Annotated in this window: 17 protein-coding genes; 13 read left to right on the forward strand and 4 right to left on the reverse strand. The window is 65.5% G+C overall.

Annotated elements, in window-relative coordinates:
• Positions 1 to 47: 47 nt before the first annotated feature.
• Positions 48 to 548, forward strand: coding sequence for a peroxiredoxin (locus CQW31_RS06215; protein ID WP_099814085.1), 501 nt, complete (start codon positions 48 to 50; stop codon positions 546 to 548).
• Positions 549 to 688: 140 nt separating this feature from the next.
• Here the strand turns inward: CQW31_RS06215 and CQW31_RS06220 are convergent, their stop codons facing one another.
• The gene (locus tag CQW31_RS06220) at positions 689 to 1,612 is read right to left on the reverse strand and encodes a LysR family transcriptional regulator (protein ID WP_099814086.1); all 924 of its coding nucleotides are present in this window, start codon (positions 1,610 to 1,612) and stop codon (positions 689 to 691) included.
• 104 nt (positions 1,613 to 1,716) lie between these two features.
• Here CQW31_RS06220 and CQW31_RS06225 point away from each other — a divergent pair, with 104 nt between their 5' ends.
• The 5 genes from CQW31_RS06225 to CQW31_RS06245 all read left to right on the forward strand — a co-directional run bounded on the left by CQW31_RS06225 (position 1,717) and on the right by CQW31_RS06245 (position 7,651).
• Entirely contained in the window at positions 1,717 to 2,469 is a 753-nt protein-coding gene (locus CQW31_RS06225; protein WP_099814087.1) for an SDR family NAD(P)-dependent oxidoreductase, read from the forward strand.
• 143 nt (positions 2,470 to 2,612) lie between these two features.
• The gene (locus CQW31_RS06230; protein WP_099814088.1) at positions 2,613 to 3,236 is read left to right on the forward strand and encodes a dTMP kinase; all 624 of its coding nucleotides are present in this window, start codon (positions 2,613 to 2,615) and stop codon (positions 3,234 to 3,236) included.
• Positions 3,237 to 3,549: 313 nt separating this feature from the next.
• Positions 3,550 to 5,097 carry an AMP-binding protein gene (locus CQW31_RS06235; protein WP_099814089.1) on the forward strand — a complete coding sequence of 516 codons (1,548 nt, stop codon included), beginning with the start codon at positions 3,550 to 3,552 and terminating at the stop codon, positions 5,095 to 5,097.
• A gap of 15 nt (positions 5,098 to 5,112) precedes the next feature.
• Complete coding sequence (locus CQW31_RS06240; RefSeq protein WP_054886079.1) at positions 5,113 to 6,276, forward strand: acyl-CoA dehydrogenase family protein; 1,164 nt, start codon at positions 5,113 to 5,115, stop codon at positions 6,274 to 6,276.
• A gap of 64 nt (positions 6,277 to 6,340) precedes the next feature.
• Positions 6,341 to 7,651, forward strand: coding sequence for an MFS transporter (locus tag CQW31_RS06245; RefSeq protein WP_099814090.1), 1,311 nt, complete (start codon positions 6,341 to 6,343; stop codon positions 7,649 to 7,651).
• On the opposite strand, the gene CQW31_RS06250 is transcribed toward CQW31_RS06245, so the two are convergent.
• Positions 7,636 to 8,598 carry a LysR family transcriptional regulator gene (locus CQW31_RS06250; protein WP_099814091.1) on the reverse strand — a complete coding sequence of 321 codons (963 nt, stop codon included), beginning with the start codon at positions 8,596 to 8,598 and terminating at the stop codon, positions 7,636 to 7,638. The two genes, CQW31_RS06245 and CQW31_RS06250, sit on opposite strands and share 16 nt — an antisense overlap.
• A 148-nt stretch (positions 8,599 to 8,746) precedes the next feature.
• Between CQW31_RS06250 and CQW31_RS06255 the strand changes: the two genes are divergently transcribed.
• Complete coding sequence (locus CQW31_RS06255; protein WP_099814092.1) at positions 8,747 to 10,084, forward strand: DUF1329 domain-containing protein; 1,338 nt, start codon at positions 8,747 to 8,749, stop codon at positions 10,082 to 10,084.
• 37 nt (positions 10,085 to 10,121) lie between these two features.
• Here CQW31_RS06255 and CQW31_RS06260 read toward each other — a convergent pair whose 3' ends face one another.
• Both CQW31_RS06260 and CQW31_RS06265 read right to left on the reverse strand, forming a co-directional pair.
• Positions 10,122 to 12,080: an alkyl/aryl-sulfatase gene (locus tag CQW31_RS06260; protein ID WP_054886083.1), complete on the reverse strand. Its 1,959-nt coding sequence runs from the start codon at positions 12,078 to 12,080 to the stop codon at positions 10,122 to 10,124.
• Positions 12,081 to 12,182: 102 nt separating this feature from the next.
• Positions 12,183 to 13,082: a LysR family transcriptional regulator gene (locus CQW31_RS06265; RefSeq protein ID WP_099814093.1), complete on the reverse strand. Its 900-nt coding sequence runs from the start codon at positions 13,080 to 13,082 to the stop codon at positions 12,183 to 12,185.
• Positions 13,083 to 13,149: 67 nt separating this feature from the next.
• Between CQW31_RS06265 and CQW31_RS06270 the strand changes: the two genes are divergently transcribed.
• From CQW31_RS06270 to CQW31_RS06295, 6 genes are all read left to right on the forward strand, one after another.
• Entirely contained in the window at positions 13,150 to 14,421 is a 1,272-nt protein-coding gene (locus CQW31_RS06270) for a 3-hydroxyacyl-CoA dehydrogenase (protein ID WP_249341975.1), read from the forward strand.
• Entirely contained in the window at positions 14,418 to 16,205 is a 1,788-nt protein-coding gene (locus CQW31_RS06275) for an acyl-CoA dehydrogenase C-terminal domain-containing protein (protein ID WP_099814095.1), read from the forward strand. Before CQW31_RS06270 ends, CQW31_RS06275 begins: the two co-directional genes overlap by 4 nt.
• A gap of 43 nt (positions 16,206 to 16,248) precedes the next feature.
• Positions 16,249 to 17,412, forward strand: a complete 1,164-nt coding sequence (locus CQW31_RS06280) for an iron-containing alcohol dehydrogenase (protein ID WP_054886087.1) — start codon at positions 16,249 to 16,251, stop codon at positions 17,410 to 17,412.
• Positions 17,413 to 17,847, forward strand: a complete 435-nt coding sequence (locus CQW31_RS06285; RefSeq protein WP_054886088.1) for a thioesterase family protein — start codon at positions 17,413 to 17,415, stop codon at positions 17,845 to 17,847.
• A gap of 174 nt (positions 17,848 to 18,021) precedes the next feature.
• Positions 18,022 to 19,875 carry a DUF1302 domain-containing protein gene (locus tag CQW31_RS06290; RefSeq protein WP_099814096.1) on the forward strand — a complete coding sequence of 618 codons (1,854 nt, stop codon included), beginning with the start codon at positions 18,022 to 18,024 and terminating at the stop codon, positions 19,873 to 19,875.
• 20 nt (positions 19,876 to 19,895) lie between these two features.
• Entirely contained in the window at positions 19,896 to 21,209 is a 1,314-nt protein-coding gene (locus tag CQW31_RS06295; RefSeq protein ID WP_099814097.1) for a serine hydrolase, read from the forward strand.
• The last annotated feature ends 1 nt before the right edge of the window (position 21,210 follow it).

Raw genomic sequence — 21,210 nt, forward strand, 5'->3', positions numbered from 1 at the left:
TGCTGCATGATAGCCAGCTCGGCCATCCACTTACCCAGGAGTCAGCGATGATCAAGCCAGGCGAGCAACTGCCAGACATTACCCTTTACGAATACAACAACAGCGAGGGTGCCTGCCCGATCGGCCCGAATGCGTTCCCGGTGCGTGAGCGCTGCAAGCAGAAGAAGGTGGTGATCTTCGGTTTGCCCGGCGCCTTCACGCCCACCTGTTCCGAGCGCCACGTCCCCGGTTACGTCGCCGCGGCGCCGGAGCTGTTCGCGGCCGGCGTTGACGAGATTCTCTGTGTTTCGGTGAATGACGCCTTCGTCATGAACGCCTGGGGCAACAGCCTGCAGGTAGGCGACGCGGTGAAGATGATCGGCGACGGCAATGGCGAGTTCAGCGAGGCGCTGGGGTTGATCCAGGACCTCTCGGCCCGCGGCCTGGGGCGGCGTTCGCAGCGCTATGCCATGTTGGTTGACGATGGCGTGGTCAAGCACATTGCGGTGGAGGCGCCGGGCAAGTTCGAAGTCAGCGACGCGGCGAGCCTGCTGGCCGTGGTGCGCTGATGGTGGATGGAAAACAACCACCTGAAATCCTGGCCGGCGACACACGCATTCCGCGCGCTTGAGCCCAAACAGAAAGAGCCGCGATCGTGGCTTTTTTTGCTGGAAAGAAGTGACGCACAGTACAGCTGAACGTCTCGACGCTACCCGGACGGCTGCAATTGCCACTGCGGGTTCGACAACCGCTCGATAAAGAACTCGGCCACGGCCTGGACCTTGCGCGGCCGGGTGCGCGCGGACGGGGTCACGAAGTACAGCCCTCCCTGGGTCATCCGCCATTCGGGCAGAAGGTGCACAAGGCGGCCGTCGGCCAGGTACTCGGCGGCGATGAATTCCGGTAGCTCGGCAATCGCCATGCCTGCCAGCAGGGGAGCGATCAGGGCATCCGCATTGGTCACCCGCAGCGGCCCATGGGGCGTCACGTCCTGCTCGCTGCCGTCGCCGTGGTTGAAGCGCCACACCTGGCTACGGGCGCGATAGGCGTAGCTCATGCAGGCATGGCCAGCCAGTTCGCGCGGGTGCGTGGGCTGACCGTGGCGTGCAAGGTACGACGGCGCGGCCACCAGGTACTGGCTGACCGGACAGATACGCCGCGCCACCAGCGAAGAGTCGGGCAGGGCGGCGATGCGCAAGGCGGCATCGAAGCCATCAGCGACCAGGTCGACGGTTGAATCGGACAGGTGCAGGTCGATTTCGAGCTCAGGGTAGTGTGCCAGCAGTTCGGGCAGCAGCGGCGCAACCCAACGCAAGCCGAAGGACATCGGCACTGCCAGGCGCACCAGCCCGCGTGGCTGCAACGACAGTTCCTGGGCCGCGCTTTCCATTTCTTCAGCCTGGCGATACAGCGCGCTGGCTTGCTCGACCATGCGCTGGCCGAATTCCGTCAGTGAGAGCTGGCGCGAGGTGCGGTTGAACAGGCGCGCACCCAGCCGCTCTTCGAGGCGCGCCACGGCACGCGATACGGTGGGTACCGAAACGCCCATGGCGCGTGAGGCGCCGGCGTATGAGCCTTCTTCGGCCACTTTGGCGAACATCGCCAGGCCTTCGAAATCCGGAATTCTTGGCATTTCATTTCTGCAATGATGGCTTTCAAATGATTCTATTTTGAAAAGGCCTACTAGTCGATACGCTTCTCCCTACAGCTACTCACCATCTCAACGGGAGAAACACCATGAGCAAGAAACTCGAAGGCAAGATCGCACTGGTCACCGGCGGCACCACCGGCATCGGCCTGGCCACGGCAAAACGCTTTGCAGAGGAGGGTGCCCATGTCTACATCACCGGGCGTCGCCAGGCTGAGCTGGACAAGGCTGTGGCGCAGGTTGGCAATGCCACCGGTATTGCGGTCGACTCCACCCGGCTGGAGCAACTGGACGAACTCTACGCCCGCATCGCTCAGGAAAAGGGGCGCCTGGATGTGCTGTTCGCCAACGCTGGCGGTGGTTCCATGCTGCCTTTGGGTGACATTACCGAAGCCCACTATGACGATACCTTTGACCGTAACGTGAAGGGTGTGCTGTTCACCGTGCAGAAGGCGTTGCCGCTGCTGGCGCAGAACGCGTCGATCATCCTGACCGGCTCCACGGCCGGCAGCTCCGGCACGGCGGCATTCAGCGTGTATTCGGCTTCCAAGGCGGCCGTTCGGGCCTTTGCCCGTAGCTGGATCCTTGACCTGAAGGATCGCGCCGTTCGGGTCAACACCCTCAGCCCGGGCGCAACGCGTACGCCAGGGTTGGTCGACCTCGCCGGGCCGGATGCCGCGCAACAGCAGGGCCTGCTCGATTACCTTGCAGCACAGGTGCCGCTGGGCCGCGTAGGGGAACCGGTAGAAATCGCCAATGCTGCGGTGTTCCTGGCCAGCGATGATGCCAGCTTCGTCAACGGCGCCGAGCTGTTCGTGGACGGTGGCCAGGCGCAGATCTGAGCATCATCAAGGCGAAACACGGGAGGAGTACACTTGTACTCCTGCCTGATAACCGCCATCAGGCCGACAAGCGAGACCGTGGCCAGTTTTCAGTGCATCATGGCCATCTCCTTATCCAGACCCGCTCCCCACCGTACCGAAGAATGAAACGTCCGCTATTTGTTGCGCTAGATGGCCCGAAGGGCACCGGCAAGACCACACTGCTGGAGGCCATCACCCAAGCCCTGCGGGCAGACAAGCGCAAGGTGGTGCGCCTTTGCGAGAAGAAAAGCGACCCCTTCCGGGGTGAAACCATGGCGCTGGTCAACCAGCTGGCGAGAAACCCCAGCAAGGATCTGGAGCTGGAGGTCTGTGCACGCCTGGCCGACAGCCGTGCGTGGATTACCCAGCACGTGCTGCCCAGGCAACCTGCGGACAGCATCATCCTGATCGATCGCTGGTACCCCTCCGATGCCGCGTTTCGCCGCACAGTCCCGTTTACCGAGATTCTGCACATGAACCGGACGCGCAATGTGCAGGTGCCAGACCTGCATGTCGGGGTTGTCACCTCACCCGATACGTCGTGGGCGAGGGCGGCGGCACGCACCCGTGGGCTGGGCAGCACGGTGATCCACAAGCTCGATGAACAGGTCGCCTGTACCCATGCGTTCGAGCGGGTGGTGGCGGAGCATGGCTGGATGCTGTGCCGTAACGAAGGCACGATAGCCCAGGCGACCAGCCAGGTGGTTGTCGAGATCCAGCGCGTGCTTGGCATGCGGCGTTCTTGAGATTGTTTCCTCGTTGCACAAAAGTCGTGCCTGGCGCCGCGCCTGTTCCCGGTCGCCATCTTCATGCCTCTGCGCCACGGCCCGCGCCGCCCTGGCTTGGGTGTGCAGTACCCATTGTCGGGGCAATGTGCGTTGGCTAGCCCCGGCGGGCAAGGCGGTACAGGGGCCATAGCCAGCACATCAGGCAGCGCGAGTCGGCAGGAGCGTAGCGCCAGCTAATATCGATATGGCCGGCATCTGAATCCTGTATTAGGCCTGGCTGTGCACGGCTGTTTAGCATCGTCGATGTCTTCCTGTCGACGAGAACAACAACGTGAACCTTGGAAAGATCATCACCCGCAGTGCCCACTACTGGCCGGACCACATCGCCGTGGCCGACAGTCAGAACCGTGTGACCTACGCCCAGCTGGAACGCCGCAGCAACCGCCTGGCCTCAGGGCTGGCTACGTTGGGCGTGAGCGTGGGCGAGCATGTGGCGATCCTCGCCGCCAACCGCGTGGAGCTGGTCGAGGCGGAAGTCGCGCTGTACAAGGCGGCGATGGTCAAGGTGCCGATCAATGCGCGGCTGTCAGTGGATGAAGTGGTTCGGGTACTGGAAGATTCCTCCAGCGTCGCAGTGATCACCGATGCCCGCTTTGCCGCGGCCTTGGCAACGCGGCGCGCGGAGTTGCCGCTGCTGCGCCAGCTGATCGTGCTGGAGGGTGAGGGCGGCGACCTGGGCTATGGCGCGCTGCTTGAGCGCGGCAGTGAAGCACCGCTGCACCTGGACCCGTCCGACGATGCCCTGGCCGTGCTGCACTACACCTCCGGCAGTTCGGGGGTGCTCAAGGCCGCCATGCTGTCGTTCGGCAACCGCAAGGCGCTGGTGCGCAAAAGCATTGCCAGCCCCACGCGGCGCTCCGGGCCGGGGGACGTCATGGCCCACGTCGGGCCGATCACCCATGCCAGCGGCATGCAGATCATGCCGCTGCTGGCGGTGGGTGCCTGCAACCTGTTGCTGGACCGCTACGACGATCGCCTGTTGCTCGAGACCATCCAGCGTGAACGGGTGACGCGGCTGTTCCTGGTCCCGGCGATGATCAACCGGCTGGTCAATTACCCGGGCGTCGAGCGCTTCGACCTGTCCAGCCTGAAGCTGGTCATGTACGGCGCCGCACCCATGGCGCCGTCGTTGGTGAAAAAAGCCATCGAACTGTTTGGGCCGATCCTCGCCCAAGGCTATGGCGCGGGCGAAACATGCTCGCTGGTGACCGTGCTGACCGAGCAGGACCATTTGGTCGAGGATGGCGACTACCAGCGCCTGGCCTCCTGCGGGCGTTGCTATTTCGAGACCGACCTGCGGGTGGTCAACGAGGCATTCGAGGATGTGCTGCCTGGCGAGGTCGGTGAAATCGTGGTCAAGGGGCCGGACGTCATGCAGGGCTACTGGCGCGCGCCGGAGCTCACCGCCGAAGTCATGCGTGACGGCTACTACCTCACCGGCGACCTGGCGACGGTCGATGCCCAGGGCTACGTGTTCATCGTCGACCGCAAGAAGGAAATGATCATTTCCGGTGGCTTCAACGTGTACCCCAGCGAAGTCGAGCAGGTGATCCATGGCTTCCCCGAAGTGTTCGAGGTGGCGGTGGTCGGCGTGCCCGACGCACAGTGGGGCGAAGCGGTGCGTGCGGTGGTGGTGCTCAAGCCGGGGGCACAGCTGGAGGCCGCCGAACTCATCGAACGGTGCGGGCGTGCGCTGGCCGGTTTCAAGAAGCCGCGCGGCGTCGATTTTGTCAGCGAACTGCCAAAAAACCCCAATGGCAAGGTGGTGCGCCGCCTGGTCCGGGAGACCTACTGGCAACACAGCGAACGTCGTATCTGACCAGGGAGCATCAACATGTATCAACCAAGTGCAAAGGCTGCGCAGATCATTGAAGCGATCGAGGGTTTCGTTCGCGACCAGGTTCGCCCGCTGGAAAGCCAGGCGCAGCTGAGCTGGGCGCGCCCGCATCCGCAGGCGGTGCTGCAGGAGGTGTGGAAGCGCTCCAGCGAGCAAGGCTTGTACACCATCATGCTGCCGGAAAGCATGGGCGGGGCCGGCCTCAACGTGGCCGACCTGTGCGCGGTCAAGGAGGCAACGGTGCTCACCGGCTCCATGCTCGCGCCGCATGTACTGGGTGAGCTGTCCGGGCCGCCGCGGGTCGGCCATCTGTTCAAGGTGGCAAGCCCCTATCAGGTCGAGACCTTTCTGAAACCGGTGTGCCGTGCCGAAAAAGCCGTGTGCTTTGCACTGACCGAAGCCGAGGCCGGCTCGGACGCGACCGCCATTGCCACGCAGGCCCGCCGCGACGGTGACCACTATGTATTGAGCGGCAGCAAGCGGTACATCTCCGGCGCCACTTACGCCGACCTCGCGGTGTTGCTGGCGGTGACCGGGCCGGGGCAGGGCGCGCAAGGGATTTCGGCGTTCTTCGTCGACCTCAAGGCCCCGGGGGTGCGAATCGAAAGTGACTATGCGGTGATGTCCGGTGGCGGTGCCCACGCGGACATCGTGCTCGATCAGGTGCGGGTGCCGGCGGCCAACCTGATCGGAGAACCGGGGCAGGGCTTCAAGCTGGCGATGGGGCGCATAACCCTCAACCGCCTGCTGCATTGCCCGACACTGCTGGGCATGGCCGGGCTGGCCCTGAACCTGTCGATCGAACATGCGCGCAGCCGCAAGCAGTTTGGGCAACCGATCGCCATGTTCCAGGCGGTCAACCACATGATCGCCGACATGGCCACCGAGCTGCACGCAGCGCGCAGCATGGTGTACGCCACGGCACAGGTGAATGATGCCGGCGGCGATATCCGCACCCAGGCGCCGATGTGCAAGCTGTTCGTGTCCGAGGCCGCCTTCCGCATCGCCGACAAGGCGGTGCAGGTGCATGGCGGCGCCGGCTTGATGCAGGGCCACCCGGTGGAATGGATTTTCCGTGCCACGCGGATGATGCGTATCCTCACCGGCACCAGCGAGATCCAGCGCAACACCATCGCCAAAGGCGTGCTGATGCCTGCCTGACCCATGGGCCGCCGCTGCGGCGGCCCTTTTGGCAATCACCAGAACAATAACAAGAGTACTCCCCATGACTGCGCATTCTTCCCTGCCCAACCCCCGAACTGCCTGGCTGGTGGCCGCGCTGCTGGCGCTGCTGATGCTGGTCAACTTTCTCGACAAAGTGGTGATCGGCCTGGTGGCGGTGCCGATGAGCGCCGAGCTGGGCCTCACGGCCACCGAGTTCGGCCTGATCGGCGGCGCCCTGCATTGGTTCTTTGCCCTCTCCGCCGTGGTCGGTGGCTTCATGGCCAACCGCCGCCCCAGCCGCACCTTGCTGCTGGGCATGGGCCTGTTCTGGGCGCTGATCCAGTTACCGATGCTGTTCGCCACCTCACTGTGGGCCATCGTCGCCTGCCGCGTACTGCTGGGTATCGGTGAGGGGCCGGCCTCGCCGGTCGCCACCCATGCGCTGTACAAGTGGTTCCCCAACGACCGGCGCAACCTGCCGGTGGCGCTGCTGCACGCTGGCAGTGCCATGGGGCTGCTGGTCGCCGGGGCGATGATCCCCTGGGTCAGCCTGCACTACGGCTGGCGGACCAACTTCATCATCCTTGCGCTGATCGGCCTGGTCTGGTGCCTGCTGTGGTGGCGGCTCGGTCAGGAAGGTACCCTCGAACGCCTGCGCGCCAGCCAGCACCAGGCCGAAGCAGCAACAGTCCCTTATCGCAGACTGTTGAGCGACCCCAGTGTGTTGGGCAATTACCTGTGCCACTTCGCCGCCAACTGGTCGTTGGCCCTGACCCTGACCTGGGTGCCCAGTTACCTGCAGGTGGGCCTGGGCATCGACCCGCTGCAGACCGGGCGCATCTTCGTCATGTTCGTGGTCGTGACCACGCCGCTGAGCCTGCTGCTGGCCTGGTTGTCCCAGCGCCTCATGCGTCGTGGCCACCCTTCGCGGGTGGCACGCGGCGTGTTCGTTGCGGTGTGCCTGATACTCGGCGGGCTGTTGTCGGCTTCGCTGATACTGCCCGGGCTGAGCACGGCGGTACGGGTTGCGGCGCTGACCTTCAGTGGCGGGCTGGCCTTGGTCATGTATTCGGTTGGCCCGGCGATGCTTGCCGAGTTCACCCCGCCAGCCCAGCGCGGTGGCATTCTCGCCATGGGCAACGGCATCGCCTCGCTGGCCGGGTTGGCTGCGCCGGTGGTGACCGGTTTGCTGGTGCAGGGCGCGGGGGCCGCACACCCGGCGGGCTATGCCCAAGGCTTCGTGGTATGCGGCGCGGTGTTGCTGGTGGCCGGGTTGGTCGGCCTGGCGACCCTGAACCCCCAGCGCACCCTGTTGCGCTTGTGTGAGGCGGATGCCGTTGGCAGCCGGGCGCGTGCTCAGACCGCCAGCTGAACACCCAGCACCGACTCGAGCGGCTCGGCCTCCCTGCCGATCAGTTCGCCCCGCCAACGGCCGCTGTTGACCAGGTCGATGAGCACGCTGCGGACCAGGTCGCGCAGGCAGCCGGCGGCGAACGACAGCGGCTTGTGCCGTGAGTGCGCCAAGGCGATGGTACGGCTGATGCGCGGCTCGACGATACGCCGTGCTGCCGTGGGTTCGAGCAGCTCACTCAGTGGCGGCCAGTTGCTGATGGTCGCCGCCAGGCCGGCGCGCACCAGGCTGGCGATACCAGGGGCCGATTGCTGTTCGTAGGCTGCGCTCAGTGGCACGCCGGCTTCCATGGCGGCTTGCTCGATGCGCCGACGCAAGTGCAGTGCCCGCGGCGGCAGCACCAGCCGGGTAGCGGTGGCTTCAGCCAGGGTGATGGTGTCGGGGGCGCCCGGCGCTGATGCACCCACCCAGTACAGCGCCTCGGTGAAGATCGGCTCGGCCTCGACATGGTCGAGCTCCTCGGCGTTGGGCACCACGCCGAAGTCTACCTTGCCCAGTTCGATGGCCTGGCCGCCTTCGCGGCTGAGGCCGTCCCACACCGTCAGGGATACCCCCGGGAAGCGCTGTTCGGCACGCCTGACGATTTCCGGCAGCAGCAGGTCGGCGGCAGTGGCCGGGATGGAAATGGCAACCTGGCCCTTGGGGTCGCCGCGGCTGGATTTCAGCTCGTCCTTCACCGAATCGAGCTTTTGCACCACCTGCCGGGCAACTTCGTAGAGCTGCCGCCCGGCATCGGTCAGGGCAATGCCGTCGTGCTGGCGGTCGAGCAGCTGCATTTCCAGTTCACTTTCAAGCAGGCTGATCTGCCGGCTCAGCGCCGGCTGGGCGATGTAGGCCCGGCGCGAGGCCGACGAGAAGCTGCCAGCTTCGACAATGGCGATCAGGTAGCGGAGCTGTTTCAAGGTCATTGCAGCGGTTCCAAGGTATGCCGAACTGATATGGCACGTATCCGAACACGTTATTTGTGGGGTCCGAAGCGCGGCTCCTAGTATCACCCCGAAAGGGCGGGCCAGGGCAAGCCTGGCCGCGACAACACAACAAAAAGAGGCAAACCCGATGAAACCTGCCGACCTGCTGCGCTGCATTCTGCTCATCAACGCCAGCCTCCTGGCCCTGCACGTCGGGGCTGCGCCTTTGCGTGCTGACCTGACGCCGGTGGGGGCCGAACGCGGGGCCAGCAGCGACGGCCGCATTCCGGCCTGGAGCGGTGGGCTGCAAGCAGGGCAGGTGTCGCTGGCGGTCAATGGCACGCCGCTGGACCCCTATGCCGATGAGCAGCCGCTGTATGTGATCACCGCGAGCAACTACACCCAATACCGCGACCAGCTGACGGCGGGACAGGTGGCCTTGCTCAAGCGCTACCCGCAGTCGTTTCGCCTGCCGGTGTACCCCTCGCACCGCAGTGTCGCGGTGCCGTCGCAAGTGGGTGAGTGGGCCCGGCACAATGCCCTGAGTGCCCGCCTGGTCAACGATGGCAATGGCGTGCAGGGTTTTTCTGGCGTGCTGGCCTTTCCCCGGCCAGACAATGGCTTGCAGGTGTTGTGGAATCACCTTACCCGGCCACGCAACGGCAGTTACAGCCTGGCCTCGGACAGCATTACCCCGCGTGGCGATGGTCGCTACGCCACGATCAGCCTGCAGCAGACCTTCGCCCGCCCCGACGTGCTGCAGGATGGCCAGGCGGGCAATGTGCTGTATTACCTGAGCTACCGTATGACCGCGCCGTCGCGCCTGGCCGGTGATGCCGTGGTATTGCACGAAACCCTCGACCAGGTGGCGCAGCCACGCCTGTCGTGGCTGTACAGCAGCAGCCAGCGGCGGGTGCGTCGTGCCCCGGCGCTGGCCTATGACAGCATCACCCCGGGCACGGCCGGCCTGCGCACTGCCGACAGCCGCGACATGTTCAATGGCGCGCCAGACCTGTACCAGTGGACGCTGGTGGGCAAGAAGGCCCTGCACATACCGTACAACAGCTATCGCCTGGCATCGCCGCTGCTCGGATATGCCGCGTTGATCGGCCCTGGCCACGTCAACCCGCAACCCACGCGCTACGAGCTGCATCGGGTGTGGGAAGTGGTGGGTACGCTCAAGCCTGGGGCCAGGCATATCTATGCCAGCCGGCGCTATTACCTGGACGAGGACAGCTGGGCCATCGTCGAAGCGGACTTCTTCGATCACCAGGGAGCGTTGTGGCGCACGGCACAGGCCCACAGTTACTACCATGTCACCGGGCAGGCACTGGTCAACGCCATGGAGGCGATCTACGACCTGCGCACTGGCCGCTACCAGCTGTCGGGCCTGACCAACGAACAGCCAAGGCCCTACACCTTCGATGTGCGCACCAGCGCGTCTTACTTTTCACCCGGCGCACTGCGCAGCCAAGGGCTGCGCTGACACAAGGTTGCCGAGTGCGTGAGCGGCCACAGGCGGATCAGGGCGTAACGATATTGAAGCGCCCATCCGCTTCGTCCAGTCCGGCCATGAACCGCATGAATTTCACCCGCTCGCCACTGATGTCGATATCGCCCACGGTCGCTTCCTTGAGAAAACCGGTCTGCTTCAGGGCGATGCGGTCCAGGGTGGCCTTGCTCATGTTCACCTCGACATCGGCCTGCCCATGGCGCGTGAGGTCGCGGTGGGTAAGCACGCCGTTGCGCAGGGTCAAGGCGTAGTCTTGGTTCAGGTCGGTGAAATGCCAGTTGATGGTCAGGTCCTGTGCGGCGGCTTTGGCGGCATCCACGCGTACCCCCAGGTAGTCGAAGAACAGCGTCGGGGTCAGGGCGCGCACCAGGTCGTCGGCGCTGCCGCCCTTGCTGGCGGCTGCAGCGACACCGTTGCGCAGCTCTTGCGCGCCGGTCAGGTAGGCGTTGCGCCAGGTGGCGTTCTCGCTCTGGTAGCCCAGTTGCTCCAGGGCGTCGGCCTGCAGCTCGCGCGCTGCGCGGTTGTCGGGCTCGGCGAACACCAGGTGGCGGGTGAGCTCTGCCACCCAGCGGTAGTCGCCGGCGTCGTAGGCCTCACGCGCCAGGGTCAGCACCCGCTCGGCACCGCCCAGGGCCTTGACGTAGCGGGCACCGGCGTCGCTCGGCGGCAGCGGGTTGAGGGTCGCCGGGTTGCCGTCATAGAAGCCCATGTAGCGCTGATAAACCGCCCGCACATTGTGGCTGAGCGAGCCATAGTAGTCGCGGCTGTACCATTTGCTGGCCAGCCGTGGCGGCAAGCTGGTCAGTTCTGCGGCAATCTCCGTGGGGCCAAGGCCACGGTTGATCAGGCGCAAGGTCTGGCTGTCGATGAACGCGTACATGTCACGTTGATCGGCCAGGTATTCGCGAATCGCGGCGCCACCCCAGGTCGGCCAGTGGTGCTGTGCGAACACCACCTCGGCCTGCTCGCCATAGCGCAACAGCGACTGGTCCAGGTAGTGCGCCCACACCTTGGCATCGCGCACCTGGGCGCCGCGCAAGGTCAGCACGTTGTGCTGCACGTGTGAGGCGTTCTCGGCCATGCACAGGGCCTTGAACTGGGGCAACCACAGGTTCATCTCGGCGGGCGCTTCGGTACCCGGGGTGAGCTGGAATTCGATATCGACCCCGTCGATGCGCAGGGTCTCGAAAGGCTGCTCGATCAGCCGGGTCGGGGCAATCAGGCTGACCGTCGCGTTGGCCGGTACCCCCTTGCCCAGCCCGGCATCCACCTGGCCGCGTGGCCCGCGTGGCAGCGGTGCGCCATACATGTACTGGGCGCGGCGCTTCATGGCAGGCCCAGCCAGGACGTTTTCGCTGATGGCATGTTCGAAGAACCCCTGCGGGGCAATCACCTGCACCTCGCCGGCTTTGACCTGCGCCTCGTCGATCACCCCGCGCACACCGCCGAAGTGGTCGACGTGCGGGTGGGTATAGATCACCGCAACCACCGGCCGTTGCGGGCGATGGCGGAAGTACATCGCCAAACCGGCCCTGGCGGTTTCCACCGACAGCAGCGGGTCCATCACGATCAGGCCATGCTCACCTTCGATCAGGGTCATGTTGGCCAGGTCCAGGCCACGCACCTGGTAGATGCGGTCGGTGACCTTGAACAGACCGGCAATGCTATTGAGCTGGGCGATGCGCCACAGGCTGGGGTTGACGGTGGCCGGTGCCTCGCCGTTGAGGAAGGCGTAGCGCTGCAGGTCCCAGACGGCCTTGCCATCGGCATTGACCACGGGCTGGTCGACAGCTTCGAGCAGGCCCCGGCGGGCATTGTCGAAGTCGCTGCGGTCGGCGAAGGGCAAGTGCTGCAGCCATTGCTGATTGCTCTGGCGGGTGAGTTCGGTGGCGTCTTTGGCTGGCCCCTCGGCCAGCGCCGCCAAGGGCAGGGCCAGGGCCAGCAGGCAGGGCAGTGATCGTAGGCGCATGGGCGGGGTCCTTGTGGTTGCGAGGGCGATCACTCTAAGGACAGAGCTTGCCAACCAACCAATACCACTCTTGCATGGCTACCCATGCCGCCATGCGATGGCTCAGCCGGCGCCAACCTCCATGATGCGCGCCACCAGCCAGGCCAGGGCCGGGTCGTGCTGGCGATGGGCAAGGTACACCAGCTCCAGCTGGAACGGCTGCAGGGCAAAGGGCAGGTCGAATACCTGCAAGGGCAGCAGCCGGGCGAAATGCCGCGCCAGGGCGGTGGGCAGCACCACGCAAAGGTCGGAGCTTGCGGCCAGGTGCGCCGCTTGCAGGTAATTGGGCGTGGTGTAGGCGATGCGCCGGGCCAGGCCCTGTTCGGCCAGCCATTGATCGACCATGCCACGGGTCTGGCCTCCGTGCACCCACAGGTGGCGCAGCGCCAGGAAGGCCTGCAGGTCGAGCGCGCCGTCCACGTCGGGGTGCCCCTGGCGCACGGCCACGTGCAGGGTCTCGCTGCGCCAATGGCGCCGCTCGTAACGGGCGGGCACCTCATCGAAGCGCCCCAGCACCAGGTCGAGCTCGCCACGGTCGAGTGCTTCGACCGGCAGGTTGGGGGCCAGGTGCTGCACGTCCACGCGCAAATGGGGCGCCTGGGTTTGCAAGCTGGCCAGCAGGCCGGGCATGCACAGCTGCTCGGCAAAGTCGGTGAGGGCGATACGCAACTGCCGGTGGCTGAGCCGTGGATCGAAGCTGTCACCGGCGCCGAGGGTCTGCTCGATCTGTTGCAGGGCCGCGCGGATCGGGCCTTCCAGGGCCAAGGCCCGTGGCGTGGGGCGCATGTGCCGGCCGACGCGCACCAGCAGGGGGTCGCCCAGCAGGTCGCGCAGGCGCGCCAGGGCATTGCTCACGGTTGGCTGGGTCAGCGCCAGGCGCTCGGCAGCACGCGATACGTTCTGTTCACGCAGCAGCATGTCCAGCACGCGCAGCAGGTTGAGATCGAAGTTGGCGATATTCATGCGAAAAATACATGGGATGGAAAATGAAAATTTCAAAAATAGTAGGCGCCTGACTAGGGTGAGGCAAATGCCTTCTCAACCTCCATCAGGAGCGTCACCCGTGAGTACTCCCTACACCCTTCAGCAGGCGGCGGTGATCGGCGCCGGCACCATGGGCCGCGGTATCGTCATCAGCCTGGCCCGAGCAGGCCTTGCGGTGTTGTGGCTGGATAACGACCCCAGCGCCACCCAAGCCGGCCTGGCAATGCTCGCGCAGACCTGGGCCCAGCAGGTGGCCAAGGGGCGTATCGACCAGGCCGAGGCCGATGCCTGCCTGGCGCGGGTACGCCAGGTCAGCGCCTTTGACGACCTCGCGCAGGCGGACCTGGTGATCGAAGCGGTGTACGAGAACCTGGCGCTCAAGCAGGAGATCTTCCGTACGCTGGACCGGACGCTCAAGGCCGACGCCATCCTGGCCAGCAACACCTCGGCCCTGGACATCGACGCCATCGCTGCGGTGACCCGTCGGCCAGAGCAGGTGCTGGGGCTGCATTTCTTCAGCCCGGCCCATGTCATGAAGTTGCTGGAAGTCGTGCGCGGCGAGCGTACCTCGCCTGCCGTGCTCGATGCCGCGCAGGCCCTCGGCCAGCGCATGGGCAAGGAAGTGGTGGTGGCCGGCAATTGCCCAGGCTTCATTGGCAACCGCATGCTCGCCAGCTACGTGGCCGAGGCGCGCAAGCTGCTGCTCGAAGGCGCAACGCCACGGCAGGTGGATGAGGCACTGCAGGCGTTCGGCATGGCCATGGGCCCGTTTCGCATGTATGACGTGATCGGCATCGACCTGGAGTGGCGAGCGCGCCAGCTGGCCGGCAAGGGCATGGAGGCACCGCTGGCCCAGGTCGACAACGCCCTGTGCGCGCAAGGGCGGTTCGGGCAGAAAAGCGGCCAGGGCTACTACCGTTACGCCCCGGGTAGCCGCGATGCCGAGCATGACCCCGCGGTCGATGCGTTGGTGCGCAAGGTCGCCCAGGACCTGGGCATGCACCAGCGCCAGATCGACGACGACGAAATCCGCGAGCGCTGCCTGCTGGCGTTGGTCAACGAGGGCGCCAGGATTCTCGAGGCGTCTGTAGCCAGCAGCAGCGCCGACATCGACCGGGTCTACCTGCACGGCTATGGCTTCCCGGCCGCCGTCGGCGGGCCGATGCGTTGGGCCGACCAGCAGGGCTTGAGCCTGGTGCTGGCGCGGCTCGAACGCCTGCAAGGGCTGTTCGGCGAACACTGGCGGCCAGCCGGGTTGCTGGTGCATCTGGTGGCGGCTGGCAAACAGCTGGCGGACGTACGTGAGGGCCGCGCATGAACTACCGAGCCCCCCTGCGTGACATGCACTTCGTGCTGCACGAAGTGTTCGATGTGACGGCGCATTGTGCTCGCCTGGGCAATGAACTGGACCGCGAAACCATCGATGGCATCCTTGAACAAGGTGCCCGTTTTGCCGGCGAGGTGGTTGCTCCGCTCAATCGCCAAGGTGATGAACAAGGCTGCCGCCTGGAGCAAGGCGGCGTGCGCACGCCCGATGGCTTCCCCGAGGCCTACCGGCATTATGTGGAGCAGGGTTGGGCTGGCATGACCGGCCCAGTGGAGCACGATGGCCAGGGCCTGCCGCAAATGGTCGCGGCCTGTTTTCACGAAATGCTGATGGGCGCGTCGCTGTCGTTCCGTATTTATTCCGGCCTGACCGAGGGCGCCGTGCTGGCCTTGCACCGGCATGGCAGCACGGTGCTCAAGCGTGACTACCTGAGCAAGCTGGTCAGCGGCGAATGGGCCGGCACCATGTGCCTGACCGAGCCCCAGGCCGGCACCGACCTTGCGCTGCTGCGCACCCGCGCCGAGCCGCAGGGCGATGGCAGCTACCGCATCAGCGGCAGCAAGATCTTCATCAGCGGCGGCGACCAGGACCTGACCGATAACATCGTCCATCTGGTGCTGGCGCGCCTGCCGGATGCGCCGGCCGGGGTGCGTGGCATCAGCCTGTTCCTGGTGCCCAAGTTCGAATGTAGCGATGACGGTGGCCTGGGGGCGCGCAACGCAGTCGCCTGCGGCGCGCTGGAGCACAAGATGGGTATCAAGGGGGCGGCGACCTGCGTGATGAACTTCGACGGCGCCCGCGGCTGGCTGGTGGGGGAGGCCAACCAGGGCCTGGCCTGCATGTTCACCATGATGAACGATGCACGCTTCCAGGTCGGCTTGCAGGGGCTGGGCATTGCCGAGGCGGCGTTCCAGGGTGGCCTGGCCTATGCTCGCGAGCGCCTGCAGTCGCGCAGCCTGGCCGGGGCGGTGGCGCCCGAGTGCGCGGCCGACCCGATCATCTGTCACCCGGATGTGCGGCGTATGTTGCTGACCCAGAAGACCCTCAGCGAGGGCTGCCGGATGCTGGCGGCTTTTGCCGCCCAGGCACTGGACCTGGAGCACGGCGCCGCACAGCCTGAGGCGCGGGCGTCTGCCGGGCGCAGGGCGGCTTTGCTGATCCCCATCGTCAAGGCGTTTCTCACCGATGTCGGGCAGGAAGCCGCCAGCCTGGGTGTACAGCTCTACGGCGGGCATGGCTACATCCGCGAATGGGGCATGGAGCAGCTGATGCGCGACAGCCGTATCACCCAGCTGTACGAGGGCACCAACGGTATCCAGGCACTGGACCTGATTCGCCGCAAGCTGCTTGGCGATGGCGGCGAGCAGTTGCGCCTGCTGATCGATGAGCTGCTCGATGCGACCAGCAACTGCCGCGCCGAGGCGCTGGCCGGGATGGCCCAGGCAGTTGCCCAGCGCCTGCAGGAATGGCGAAACCTCAGCGCCGAAATCATAGACGCCTGCCGCTGTGACCCGCAGGAGATCGGCGCGGTGTCGGTGGATTTTCTCGCTTACTCCGGTTACGTGGTGCTGGCCACCCTGTGGCTGCGGGCTGCCGAAACCGCCAGTGCGGCATTGGCCGCCGGCAGCCAGGACAGTGCCTTCTACCAGGCGAAGATACAGGCCGCGGCGTTCTACTGGCGGCGGGTGCTGCCGCGCGCCACTGCCCACTGCGAGGCGTTGCGCGGCGGCGCGCAGTGCCTGATGAGCCTTGATCAGGCGCACTTCGCGTTCTGACCTTGCGCCGTTGTTCACTCACAAGAACAAGAGGAACACCCCCATGCAGCCATTCAGTTTTGCCACCACCCCCCAACTGTTGTGCGAAACCGGCGCCGTCGGCCGCCTGGCGCAGCTGTGCCGGCAACGCGGCGTGCGCCGCGTGCTGATCGTAACCGACCCGGGCATTGTCAACCTGGGCATGCTCGATGATGTGTTGCCAGGCTTTACCCAGGCGCACCTGAGCGTGGCGATTTTCAGCGAAGTCAGCGCCGACCCCAGCCACGCCTGCGTGCTCGCCGCGGTCGGGCGGGCGCGCTATATCGGTGCGGAATTGATTGTCGGTTTCGGTGGTGGCAGCTCGATGGACGTTGCCAAGCTGGTGGCGCTGCTGGCACACCCGGGCTGTGACCAACCGCTGGAGGCGGTCTACGGCATCGACCAGGCCAGGGGCCAGCGCCTGCCGCTGATCCAGGTGCCGACCACCGCCGGGACCGGCTCGGAGGTCACCCCGGTCGCGGTGATCACCACGGGCGAGGCGGCCAAGATGGCGGTGATCTCCCCGCTGCTGTTGCCCGACCTGGCGCTGCTCGACGCCGAGCGGACCTTGGGCCTGCCACCGGCAATCACGGCGGCCACCGGTATCGATGCCATGGTCCATGCCATCGAGGCCACCACCAGCAAGTTCAAACGCAACCCGCTATCGAGCCTGTTGGCCCGCGAAGCGTTGACGCTGCTGGCCGGCAACCTTGACCAGGCGGTGCACAACGGTGGCAACCTGGCGGCGCGCCAGGCCATGTTGCTTGGTGCCTGCCTGGCCGGGCAGGCTTTCGCCAACGCGCCGGTGGCGGCAGTGCACGCGCTGGCCTACCCGTTGGGGGCGCGCTACCACGTGCCGCACGGGCTGGCCAACGCCTTGGTGCTTCCCCATGTGATGCGTTTCAACCGGCGCGAAGCCTTTGCCGATTATGCGGCGCTGGCGCCAGCCCTGCTGGGCGAGCGCCTGGTGCCTGGCGACCCCCATCAGCTGTGCAGCCAATTCATCGATGAGCTGGAACAGCTGGCACCACGCTGCGGCCTGCCCAACCGGTTGCGTGATGTTGGCGTGCCGCGCAACAGCCTGCCGCTGTTGGCCGAGGACGCCCTGCAACAGCAACGGTTGCTGGTCAACAACCCGCGCAAGGTGAGCCTCGCCGATGCCCTGGCCCTCTACCAGGCGGCGTTCTGAATGGCCAGGGAGCGCCCGCTGCGCGGCGCCTACCGCCACTTCCAGACGATCACCACGCGCTGGCACGACAACGACCTGTATGGGCATGTGAACAATGTTGTCTATTACGGTTTTTTCGACAGCGCCGTGAATACCTGGTTGATCGAGCATGCCGGCCTGGATGTCCACCGCGACCCGGTAGTGGCCTACGTGGCAGGGTCTGCCTGCGACTATTTCGCCGCCGTGGCCTTCCCGCAACGCATCGAGGTGGGCATTGCCGTGGAGCGGCTGGGCAACAGTTCGGTGCAATACGCCCTGGCCGTGTTCGTCGAGGGCGAACCTGAAGCGTGCGCGGCCGGCCGCTTCATCCATGTGTTCGTCGACCGCAGCAGCAGCCGCCCGGTTGCCATTCCGGCCAAGCTGCGCAGCGCCTATGAGCGCTTGCTGCCGGTTTGACGGCGCAACCCCGCGCCATAACGAATCGGCATGGCGTTGATCTGAAGACGCTATTTGTGAGGGCCGGCGAACCTGCCTGATACTCCTCGTCACCGACACCGCCGGCCTGGGCGGCCGGCGCGTCCGCGCTGAACCCATCATTTCCCTCTCTAATAAAACCAAAAGAGGTTAAGAGTGAGCGCAACCTTTCTTTTCTGCCGGCGCCGTGCGCCGCTGGCGGCTGCGTGCTGCCTGCTTGCCACCCCCGTTGCGGGCGTGCAGTTCGACGTTGGGCCGTTGCAGGGTCGTTTCGACTCGGCCATGTCGTTCGGTACCGCCGTGAGCACCGCCAACCCCGACAAACAGCAGTTGCAGGCGGCCAACGGCAACGATGGGCGGCGCAACTACCGTGCAGGCGACGTGTTTTCGGCGGTGTTCAAGGGCACCCATGACCTGGAGCTGCGCCGCGACAACGTCGGGGTGTTCCTGCGTGGCACTTACTGGTATGACACCGCGCAGCGCGACCATCATCAGCGGGCAGTCGATATCGATGACCACAACCGTCAGGTATCGGCGAAAACGGCTGGCGCCGAGCTGCTCGATGCCTTTGCCTATGCCCTCTACGATATCGACGGTGAGCCCGGTTCGCTGCGCCTGGGCAAGCAGGTGGTCAATTGGGGCGAAAGCCTGTTCATCCAGGGCGGGCTGAATGTCGTCAACCCGTTCAACCAGGCCGCGCTGCGGCGGCCCGGCTCGGAGGTGAAAGACGCCCTGGCGCCGGTCAACCTGCTGTATGTGACACAGAACCTCAACCAGGCGTTGTCGTTCGACGCCTTCTATCAGCTGGACTGGGAGCAGACCCGGCTGGACAACTGCGCAACATTCTTTTCCGGCAACGACTTCATGCCTGAGGGCTGCACGGGCCTCGATGTCGGCGGGCAGATGGTGACCAACCCGGCCGTTGCGCAGGCCCTGGCTCCGTTCGATGTGATGCTCACGGAGGAGGGTGTGCGCGTGCCCCGAGGTGCGGACCAGGATGCGCGCAACAGTGGCCAATGGGGCTTGTCGATGCACTGGTACGTCGAACCGCTCGATACCGAATTCGGCGTGTTCGCCGCCAACTACCACAGCCGCTTCCCCTACGTGGGTACCGTCAGCAGCCGCTACTACGCCAATACCGGCTTCGCCAGGCAGCTGTGCGGCAACGTCGGCGTGGCGCTGGCCAACTGCGGCGCCTTTCTGGCGTCCAGCAACGGGCAGACCCTTGCCGGTGCACTGCGCATGGGGACATCGCAGTACCGGGCGCAATACCCCGAAGATATCCGCATGTACGGGGTGACCTTCGCCACCACCTTGCGTAACGGTACCGCGGTGCAAGGTGAGCTGAGTTACCGCCCGAACATGCCGGTGCAACTCAACGGCAACGATATATTGCAATCGTTGCTCAATGCGCCCGGACGCAGCCCGCTGAACGCCGATGGCCTGCGCCCGGCGACCGACAACACCCCATTCGACGGCTACCGGCGCAAGGAGGTGACCCAGGCCCAGGTGTCGGCAGTGCAAACGTTCAGCCAGGTCATGGGCGCCAACCAGTTGGTGCTGATGGGCGAGGCAGGGGCTACCTATGTCGGCGGGCTGGAGGGGCGCTTCGGCCCGCGCTACGGTCGCTCCGGTGCCTACGGCAACGGTGAATTGGCTGACAACAGCCTGTGCCAGGCGATCTCGAAAAGCCCGGGTGACTGCAATGGCGAAGGCTTCGTGACGCCCTTTTCGTGGGGGTACCGGCTGCGTGCAACCTGGAGCTACCCGACCCTTGTTCCGGGCCTCGATATTCGCCCGAATCTTGGCTGGGCCCATGACGTCAAGGGTTACTCACCCGCAGACGGCTCGGCTTTCAATGAAGGCTCGCGTTCCATCAGCCTGGGCGTGGACGTCAGCCTGGCCAGCCAGTACTGGGCAAGCCTGGCCTATACCGACTACCTCGATGGCGATTACGGCACCCGCGGTGACCGTGACTATGTGGCGTTCAGCGTCGGCGCCAATTTCTGATGCACCCAAGGAGCAGGACCATGACCAAGCGCACTCTGCAGCACCCAACGCCCAACCTGCCGGGCATTGCCCTGATGCTGGCAGGGTTGGTTCCCGGCCTGGCACTGGGAGCATCGCCCGGGCAAGGTGTGATGCAAGGCTTCCCTCCGGCGCCGGAGTCGCGTGTGACCCAGGCCAATGCCTTTCAGCCACCGTACTTGCGCTGGTCGATGCGCCATGCCCGCGAGGTGTCGCCGACCCGTGCCATCGGCCGTGCGGCTGAACCGCTGGCCTTGACCGAAGGCCGCGGGGCGGCGCTCGACCAGGTGGCCTTGCGTGCTGGAGAGCAACCGTTGACGCTGGCTGATTACCTGCAGCAGACCAGCACCGACGGGCTGATCGTGCTGCACCGCGGCAAGGTGGTGTACGAGCGCTATCTAGAAGGTTTCCAACCTGGCCAGCCGCATATCTGGGCCTCGATGACCAAGTCGGTCACCGGCCTGATTGCTGCCCAGCTGATCGCCGAGGGGGCGCTGGACCCGCAGCGCACGCTGGCGCATTACGTGCCGGAACTGAGCGGCACGCCGTTTGGCGAGGCGACCGTGCAGGCCAACCTCGACATGCAGGTGGCAGTGCAATACCCAGCACAAATGCCGCCGGACCTCGGCCTGTTTGCCGCCACCGGGCTGATACCACGGGGTGAGGGCATGCCCGGGGATATCTACAGCTTCCTCCAGCAGGTGCAGCAGGCGCCGAACCCGGGCAGCCACGCACCTTTCTTCTACCAGAACGGCTCGCCGGAAGCGCTGGCCTGGGCATTGCGGCGCATTACCGGGCTGAACTGGGCGCAACTGGTCGAGCAGCGCTTGTGGTCACGTTTCGCCGAGGACGATGCCTACGTGCAGGTCGACCCGCTGGGCACCGAGATGGCCAGTGGCGGCATCAGTTGCAACCTGCGCGACACCGCTCGCTTCGCCGAGCTGGTGCGCCGCGAACTGGCCCGCGAGGCCAAGGGCGACAGCTTCAACCAAGCGGTGCACAGCACCTTCCAGCCCGCAGACCCGGCGGTCTTTGCCCAGGGCAACCTCGGCCCGGTCCGCCCTGGCTACGGCTACCGCAATTACTGGTTCCAGAAAAACGATGGCGATGGTTCGGTCGAGGCGAGCGGGCGCTTCGGGCAGAAAATCTACATCAACCCCCGCCGCGAAGTGGTCATCGTCAAGCTGTCGGCCACTGCCGATCAGGCCCGGCGCGGCACGCGAGCCGACGAGCAAGTGAAAGCCCCTGCGCGGGTCGTGGACTCTCCGGCTACTTTCAGCAGCATGGTGAATGCAGTGTTGGCGGCCCTTTCGTAAA

It is taken from the genome of Pseudomonas sp. 382 (assembly GCF_002759075.1).
GTDB lineage: Bacteria > Pseudomonadota > Gammaproteobacteria > Pseudomonadales > Pseudomonadaceae > Aquipseudomonas > Aquipseudomonas vlassakiae.

Coding starts and splice junctions, on each gene's coding strand:
- CQW31_RS06215 (WP_099814085.1), top strand. CDS start 48: ATGATCAAGCCAGGCGAGCAACTGCCAGACATTACCCTTTACGAATAC.
- CQW31_RS06220 (WP_099814086.1), bottom strand. CDS start 1,612: ATGCCAAGAATTCCGGATTTCGAAGGCCTGGCGATGTTCGCCAAAGTG.
- CQW31_RS06225 (WP_099814087.1), top strand. CDS start 1,717: ATGAGCAAGAAACTCGAAGGCAAGATCGCACTGGTCACCGGCGGCACC.
- CQW31_RS06230 (WP_099814088.1), top strand. CDS start 2,613: ATGAAACGTCCGCTATTTGTTGCGCTAGATGGCCCGAAGGGCACCGGC.
- CQW31_RS06240 (WP_054886079.1), top strand. CDS start 5,113: ATGTATCAACCAAGTGCAAAGGCTGCGCAGATCATTGAAGCGATCGAG.
- CQW31_RS06245 (WP_099814090.1), top strand. CDS start 6,341: ATGACTGCGCATTCTTCCCTGCCCAACCCCCGAACTGCCTGGCTGGTG.
- CQW31_RS06250 (WP_099814091.1), bottom strand. CDS start 8,598: ATGACCTTGAAACAGCTCCGCTACCTGATCGCCATTGTCGAAGCTGGC.
- CQW31_RS06255 (WP_099814092.1), top strand. CDS start 8,747: ATGAAACCTGCCGACCTGCTGCGCTGCATTCTGCTCATCAACGCCAGC.
- CQW31_RS06260 (WP_054886083.1), bottom strand. CDS start 12,080: ATGCGCCTACGATCACTGCCCTGCCTGCTGGCCCTGGCCCTGCCCTTG.
- CQW31_RS06265 (WP_099814093.1), bottom strand. CDS start 13,082: ATGAATATCGCCAACTTCGATCTCAACCTGCTGCGCGTGCTGGACATG.
- CQW31_RS06270 (WP_249341975.1), top strand. CDS start 13,150: ATGCCTTCTCAACCTCCATCAGGAGCGTCACCCGTGAGTACTCCCTAC.
- CQW31_RS06275 (WP_099814095.1), top strand. CDS start 14,418: ATGAACTACCGAGCCCCCCTGCGTGACATGCACTTCGTGCTGCACGAA.
- CQW31_RS06280 (WP_054886087.1), top strand. CDS start 16,249: ATGCAGCCATTCAGTTTTGCCACCACCCCCCAACTGTTGTGCGAAACC.
- CQW31_RS06285 (WP_054886088.1), top strand. CDS start 17,413: ATGGCCAGGGAGCGCCCGCTGCGCGGCGCCTACCGCCACTTCCAGACG.
- CQW31_RS06295 (WP_099814097.1), top strand. CDS start 19,896: ATGACCAAGCGCACTCTGCAGCACCCAACGCCCAACCTGCCGGGCATT.